This is a genomic window from Nostoc sp. FACHB-152, from assembly GCF_014697475.1.
GTDB lineage: Bacteria > Cyanobacteriota > Cyanobacteriia > Cyanobacteriales > Nostocaceae > Nostoc_B.
Map to the genome: position 1 here is coordinate 228133 of NZ_JACJRV010000005.1, position 6117 is coordinate 234249.

Genomic DNA, 6117 nt, shown 5'->3' on the forward strand with positions numbered 1-6117 from the left:
ATCAATTAAATTAAATTTATTTTTTTTTAATGTCTGATTATCTCAAAAATTTGCTTAACTGTCTTAACTGTCCTTGCATATTTCCAGGCGATCGCTAGATCATACAAGCATGGTCTGTAAAAAACCATCAAAGGGATAGCTAGATGAAAATCTACTTCTGAAAGCAATCTATACTTTGTAGCGAATCGTACATAGCCAAGGAGTTAAAACAATGACAATTGCAACACAAGGCAAAACTGGAACAACTAACATTACAGATTTAGTGGTTAACAGCAAAAAGAATTGCTACCATTTGTTTTCCCAACGCATGAACGAGATTCAAAACACAGGAGTCAGCACCCAACTTCAACCAGGGATTCATATTGTCAGGATTCGCAAAGGTTCTTTTGATTACGTCCAAGGTGATGCTATTAAGGGCGAACCGATAGTCATGCTGTGGATTTATGGTGGTAAATTCAAGAATTTAAAAACTAACGTAGAAGTTCCAGCCGGCTGGTCAACTTTGAACGGTTATGATGATACCTTAACCTTGGCAGTATCAGAAACCTCGACACTATGCGCCTTCTTTTTTGATGTTGAAGTTGGCGATAACGACGGCGATGTGACCATTTCAGTGATTAAAGCTGGCGAACTTAACGATTTGAATTAATTAAGGTTTTAGACAGAATCAGAAAGTATAATTCCTAGCCAAGCATTATACTCACCGCTTCCCTTTGTGCATGAGCGAAAAACAGATTTTTCGTGAATTCCCTGAGTTATTAATATATATATTCAATGAGGCAGAAAAATGGATCTGGAAAACATTGCTCAGATTTCTAAACGAGATTTAGAAATTATTCAACTACATCAATTTCAACAACCCATCTACTGTTGTAATGTTACTGCGATCGCCTATGCTTTTACTGCATTGGGTTATCTAACAACTGTTGATGAAATTTTTTACACCACCCAACTGCCCATCGCATCAGTATTAGATGATGGCATGACATTAGCAGAAACCTATGACACCTGCAAACTTTACATTGAAAGAAAAGAATTGCCTTTATCCATTCGGCTAGAGCATTTTGATAAACCGAGTATGACACTCGAAGCCTTCATCCGTGAAGTTGAAGCAGCCGTTTGTGATGAAACAGATGTTCACATTCTCAACTTCAACACTCGCATTTCCCATGAGAACCCCAGTTTAGAAGGTGGTCATTTCTCCTTATTGGCAGATTATGACCCGAAAACGCAAGAAGTTACCATCGCAGATACTAATCCCAAACGGTATAGTCGGTTTTGGAAATGCCCTATTCAAAGGTTATATGCAGCTTGCGTCGATAAAGATTCCGCATCAAATCGCTCTCGCGGTATGATTGTACTCCGCAGGCAAACGACAGCTAATATTGCAGGTACTCCAGTAACTCATCCATCAGAAATCGCTTTAAAAGTTCTCCATTCTGAAAATGTTTAGGTAACGTTGCCGTAACGCAACGCCAGTTACTTTATACCGGGGAACCTGTCCACCGCACTGGCTCCCCTACTTAATTATATTTACTATTGCCTATTGCTTATGATTGCTATACTTGCATAGGCAAACTAATTGTAAAAGTTGCCCCTTGATTAGAGAAACTGCTGGCGGTGATACTGCCTTGATGGGCTTCAATAATTCGTTTAGCGATCGCTAATCCTAGTCCATTACCGCTACCTTTGCGTGAAGGGTCTGTTGTATAAAATTGTTCAAAAATTCGAGGCAAATCTACTTCATCAATACCTTTTCCTTGGTCTTGAATTTTAATAATTGCTTTTTTTCCTTCGCTGTACCCAGATATAGACACTTGAGAATCGGGGCGTGAGTGTTTAATGGCATTATCTAATAAATTGAGAATCGCCTGTAACAACCTTTCAGAATCGCCTTGTATTTGTAGTTCAGCCACATTGACTTGCATAGTTACACCCGCAGCTTGCATTCGCGGTTCCACTGCATTCACAGCACGGTTAATTAATCCGCGCAGTGAAATTGTTTGCTTCTCTAGTTCTGAGACTCCTGCTTCTAAGCGTCCTAAATCTAGCAGGTCGTGAATTAATCGTGATAAACGTTTGGTTTCGTTCTCAATAGTTTGAAAAAAGCGATCGCGTAATTCCGCTTCTTCATAAGCACCACCTTTGAGTGCATCAACTGTCACCTGAACATTACTAATAGGCGTGCGTAATTCGTGGGAGACATTAGCTAAAAACACCCGGCGTTCTTGGTCGAGAGAAGCTAACCGTTCACTCATCCGGTTGAGTTCGGCTGCTAACTGATCCAACTCATTATTTTGCTGGATAATCAGCTTGTCACCAAAATGACCGCTACCCATACGAATCGCAAAGTTACGCATAATCTCAATTGGTTTGGAGAGACTGCGTGCAAACCGACTGCTAATTAGCGCACACAACAGAATTGTTACTACTAAGGTGCCTAACACACTCCAAATCACCCTTAAAAACTGACGCTGAAATTGTTTCAGCGTGATTGACATTCGCAGTACACCTAAAAATTTACCGTTACGCTGAATTGGTCTAGCGATATAAAGGCGATCTTCGTTGCTTAAAACTCCTTTAGCAACTCCTTGTGCTGCAACATTTTGAAAAGCTTGCTGCATTCCCGGAACTTTGTACCAATCACTCACCCGTTTATCTAATTTGGGGTCAGAAGTCGCTATGAGACTGCCTTTGCCATTAAAAACACGCAACGTCACAGTCTGCGGTGCGCCGTAGCGTTGCACTAATAACTTTACCCGTGAAATATCCTGTTCTTCTAAGGCATCGGCAACACTCTCACCCAATGCACTTGTCCAGTTATCCAAATCTGTTTGTCTTGTTCTCATGAAATAAGCATGGAACGACCACAGGATATAACTAGCCATAAGTGACGTTCCAAAAGCCGTCAACATGAGATACGTGGCTAACAGCTTGGCATGAATAGTATTTAATTTTAGACGTGATCTCCAGCCCTTCATACAGGCTGTTCCCCAGAACGACGGCGCAACACAGCCTTAATTCTTGCTAATAATTCACGGGTGTTAAACGGCTTAGTAACATAATCATCTGCGCCAGCTTCTAAACCCCAAATTTTATCTATATCTTGATCCTTAGCAGTCAGCATCACAATCGGCACATCAGAAAATGCCCGAATTCGCCAACAAACTTCCATCCCGCTAACTTCTGGCAACATGATATCGAGCAAAATTACATCGGGTACTTGCTTGTGGAACTGTTTGATGGCACTATGCCCATCGGCAGCTGTCGTTACAGTGTAGCCTTCTTTTTGTAGTGTATAGCTGAGACTGTCACACAGGGCTACTTCATCATCTACGAGTAGAATATGGGGCATTTTCCATTTCTAAAGTTAACTTCTATTTATAGGTTGTGCAGTTGGTGGTAGGTTTAGCATCCTTCTAGGGTTACAAAAACTATTAAAGAAAGAATAATAGTCACGAAGAAGGGTGTGGGGTGTAGGGGAAAATCAATGAGGGCTTGTACCCAGTTGGCTACGGGGCAGGGTGTACAAAACATAGCTTTCTTCCTCCAACACCAAGCACCACTAACCTTGTTTTAGTCAAAATTCGAGCTTATAACTTGAACTATTAACAGTTAAACGAGAAAGGTTTTGTTCGGAACGTGAAACTCCGTGTTCGGAACAAGAAACTCCGTGTTTGGAGCATGAAAATTCGTCTTCGGAACTGAAATTTTTCAACTCAAAACAGATGAGAGGCTTAGATCCCCGACTTTTTAAAGAATTGGGGGATCTCTTGTTGTTCACGAATGATTTAGAACTGCTATAGATAAAATCGAAGAAAGATAACTAAAGCAAAATATCAGCTAGGGTTTGGCAAGCTGAGAGGACAAATTTCATTGAACTGACGTTAATTTATCCAACAGCAACTTTATATGCAGACACTCGATAAAAAATCAACAAAAAAAGCCTGGGCAAGTGCAATATCTCAACCTGCAACAGAATTTCCTCTCACACCACTGCCAATTCTCTCTGGCAAAATCCCAGAAGGTTTACGTGGCACACTCTATCGCAATGGGCCGGCGCGATTAGAACGGGGCAATATGCATATGGGACACTGGTTTGATGGCGACGGGGCAATTCTCGCTGTTAATTTTAATGATGTGGGGGCTACAGGCGTTTATCGCTATGTGCAGACTGCTGGCTATCAAGAAGAAACTGCTAAGGATAGATTGCTTTACGGCAACTATGGCATGAATGCACCTGGTCCAATTTGGAACCAATGGCGCAAAGGAGTAAAAAATGTTGCTAATACATCTGTGTTGGCATTACCAGATAAACTCTTAGCACTTTGGGAAGGCGGCCATCCTCATGCACTGGATTTAGAAACGCTGGAAACTCAAGGTTTAGATAATTTAGGCGGTTTAAATCAAGGATTATTCTATTCTGCTCACCCTAAAGTTGATTACCAAACCAAAGAAATTTTTAACTTTGGCATCACTCCAGGGTTAAATGGCACACTGAATATTTACAAAAGTGACAGCACTGGCAAGGTTATTCAAAAAACCAAGTTCAAATTATCAGGTGTTCCCCTAATTCATGATTTTGTCCTAGCAGGACAGTATCTGATATTTTTTGCTCCAGCGTTGCGGGTGGATGTGTTGCCTGTGATTTTGGGAACCAGCACCTATAGTGATTCATTCAAGTGGCAACCGGAATTAGGTACTCAAATTTTGGTGTTTGACCGCGAAAATCTATCTTTGGTAAGTCGGGGAGAAACTGAACCTTGGTATCAATGGCATTTTGCCAATGGCTATGTCGATGCCAGTGGTTCGGTAATTGTAGATTTTACTCGCTATGCAGACTTTCAAACAAACCAGTATCTTAAAGAAATTGCCACCGGAGAAACGCATACACCTGCTAAAAATACATTTACGCGAGTAGTGTTGCAACCCAAAACTGGCAAAGTGACGGCAATTGAAACTTTATTAGACAGAACTGGTGAGTTTCCTAATGTGCCACCGCAAACTGTCGGGCAAGTCTCGCGCCATGCCTATATGGCTTTATTCCGCCAAGGAACAGATATTAGTCAAGAAATATTAAATACGATCGCCCGCTTTGACCACAATACCGAAACTCTCACCGAAGCTAACCTGGGCGAAAATCGCTATCCTTCCGAACCGCTACCCGTTCAAGATGCCAACAACCCTAACCAAAGTTGGGTACTAACTGTTGTCTATGATGGTAATTCTGATCGTAGCGAAGTTTGGGTGTTTGATAGCGATCGCCTAGACGCAGAACCAGTTTGTCAACTAGGTTTGCCCAGCGTTATTCCGCACAGTTTCCACGGTACATGGAAGGGAAGGGTGTAAATACGGTTCTGAGTTCAATACTTTTCGGTTAAGCATTTTTAACTTGTAATCTGGTTTTGGGAAAAGGTTAAAGGGTAAGGGATAAAGGTTTTCTTCTACTTTTTCCCCTTCCCCTTTCCCCTTTAACCGAAAGGTATTGAATACACCCCATCTCAACAACTAACTTTTGTGGCTGATTTCTGGGTGTTTAATAACTCCTGCTTCTTGAAGTGCAGAAAAGGCTGTGTCTGCAATAATGCGGTGGGCGGCGGTTGTCGGGTGAATGCCATCCCAGAATAAAAATTGGTCTGGGTTGCCGCAAGGACGAGAACTCGACATACATGAATTAATGACGTTACTAAAGCCAAAGGCAGAAGGATTAGCGATCGCATCTCGATATAATGTATTGGCATCTAACGTTACAATCTCAAGGTCAGATTTTCGCTGAGAAATTACTTTAAGCGATCGCCTCAAGCCTTGATTATGGGCTTGAGTTAAAGAACTGAGGTGGGCAGCATTGCTGTTGTGGATTGTGGCGGGTAACTTGCCTAAGTCTGGTAAATTTGCCACTAATATTTTTTTTACACCAACATTAGTTAAAGAAGCGATCGCTTTTGTGACGTTCTCAACCGGAACTGTGGCATTATTTACCCCTTGTAAATAATCATTTGCCCCTGCCCATACTACATATAGAACCCATTTGACATCTTATGAGGTTTTGAATTAAGGTACTCCTCAGCATCTAAAATCCAATGCTAATGGCGTATTCCAGCGACTTCACTGATGCAG

At 41.6% G+C, this 6117-nt stretch carries 5 protein-coding genes and 1 pseudogene; 3 read left to right on the forward strand and 3 right to left on the reverse strand.

The window, feature by feature from the left end:
• Window positions 1-211: 211 nt before the first annotated feature.
• Window positions 212-649 carry a hypothetical protein gene (locus tag H6G76_RS07545; protein ID WP_190697781.1) on the forward strand — a complete coding sequence of 146 codons (438 nt, stop codon included), beginning with the start codon at window positions 212-214 and terminating at the stop codon, window positions 647-649.
• Window positions 650-787: 138 nt separating this feature from the next.
• Window positions 788-1453, forward strand: a complete 666-nt coding sequence (locus H6G76_RS07550) for a phytochelatin synthase family protein (RefSeq protein ID WP_190697784.1) — start codon at window positions 788-790, stop codon at window positions 1451-1453.
• Window positions 1454-1559: 106 nt separating this feature from the next.
• Here the strand turns inward: H6G76_RS07550 and H6G76_RS07555 are convergent, their stop codons facing one another.
• Complete coding sequence (locus H6G76_RS07555) at window positions 1560-2981, reverse strand: ATP-binding protein (protein WP_190697787.1); 1422 nt, start codon at window positions 2979-2981, stop codon at window positions 1560-1562.
• The gene (locus tag H6G76_RS07560; RefSeq protein ID WP_190697790.1) at window positions 2978-3355 is read right to left on the reverse strand and encodes a response regulator transcription factor; all 378 of its coding nucleotides are present in this window, start codon (window positions 3353-3355) and stop codon (window positions 2978-2980) included. Before H6G76_RS07560 ends, H6G76_RS07555 begins: the two co-directional genes overlap by 4 nt.
• Before the next feature lie 557 nt (window positions 3356-3912).
• Between H6G76_RS07560 and H6G76_RS07565 the strand changes: the two genes are divergently transcribed.
• Window positions 3913-5349 (forward strand): carotenoid oxygenase family protein, encoded by a 1437-nt coding sequence (locus H6G76_RS07565; RefSeq protein WP_190697793.1) that lies wholly within the window; start codon window positions 3913-3915, stop codon window positions 5347-5349.
• A 159-nt stretch (window positions 5350-5508) separates the two neighbouring features.
• On the opposite strand, the pseudogene H6G76_RS07570 reads toward H6G76_RS07565, so the two are convergent.
• Window positions 5509-6018, reverse strand: a pseudogene (locus tag H6G76_RS07570) (SGNH/GDSL hydrolase family protein); the annotation flags it as partial.
• Window positions 6019-6117: the final 99 nt, after the last annotated feature.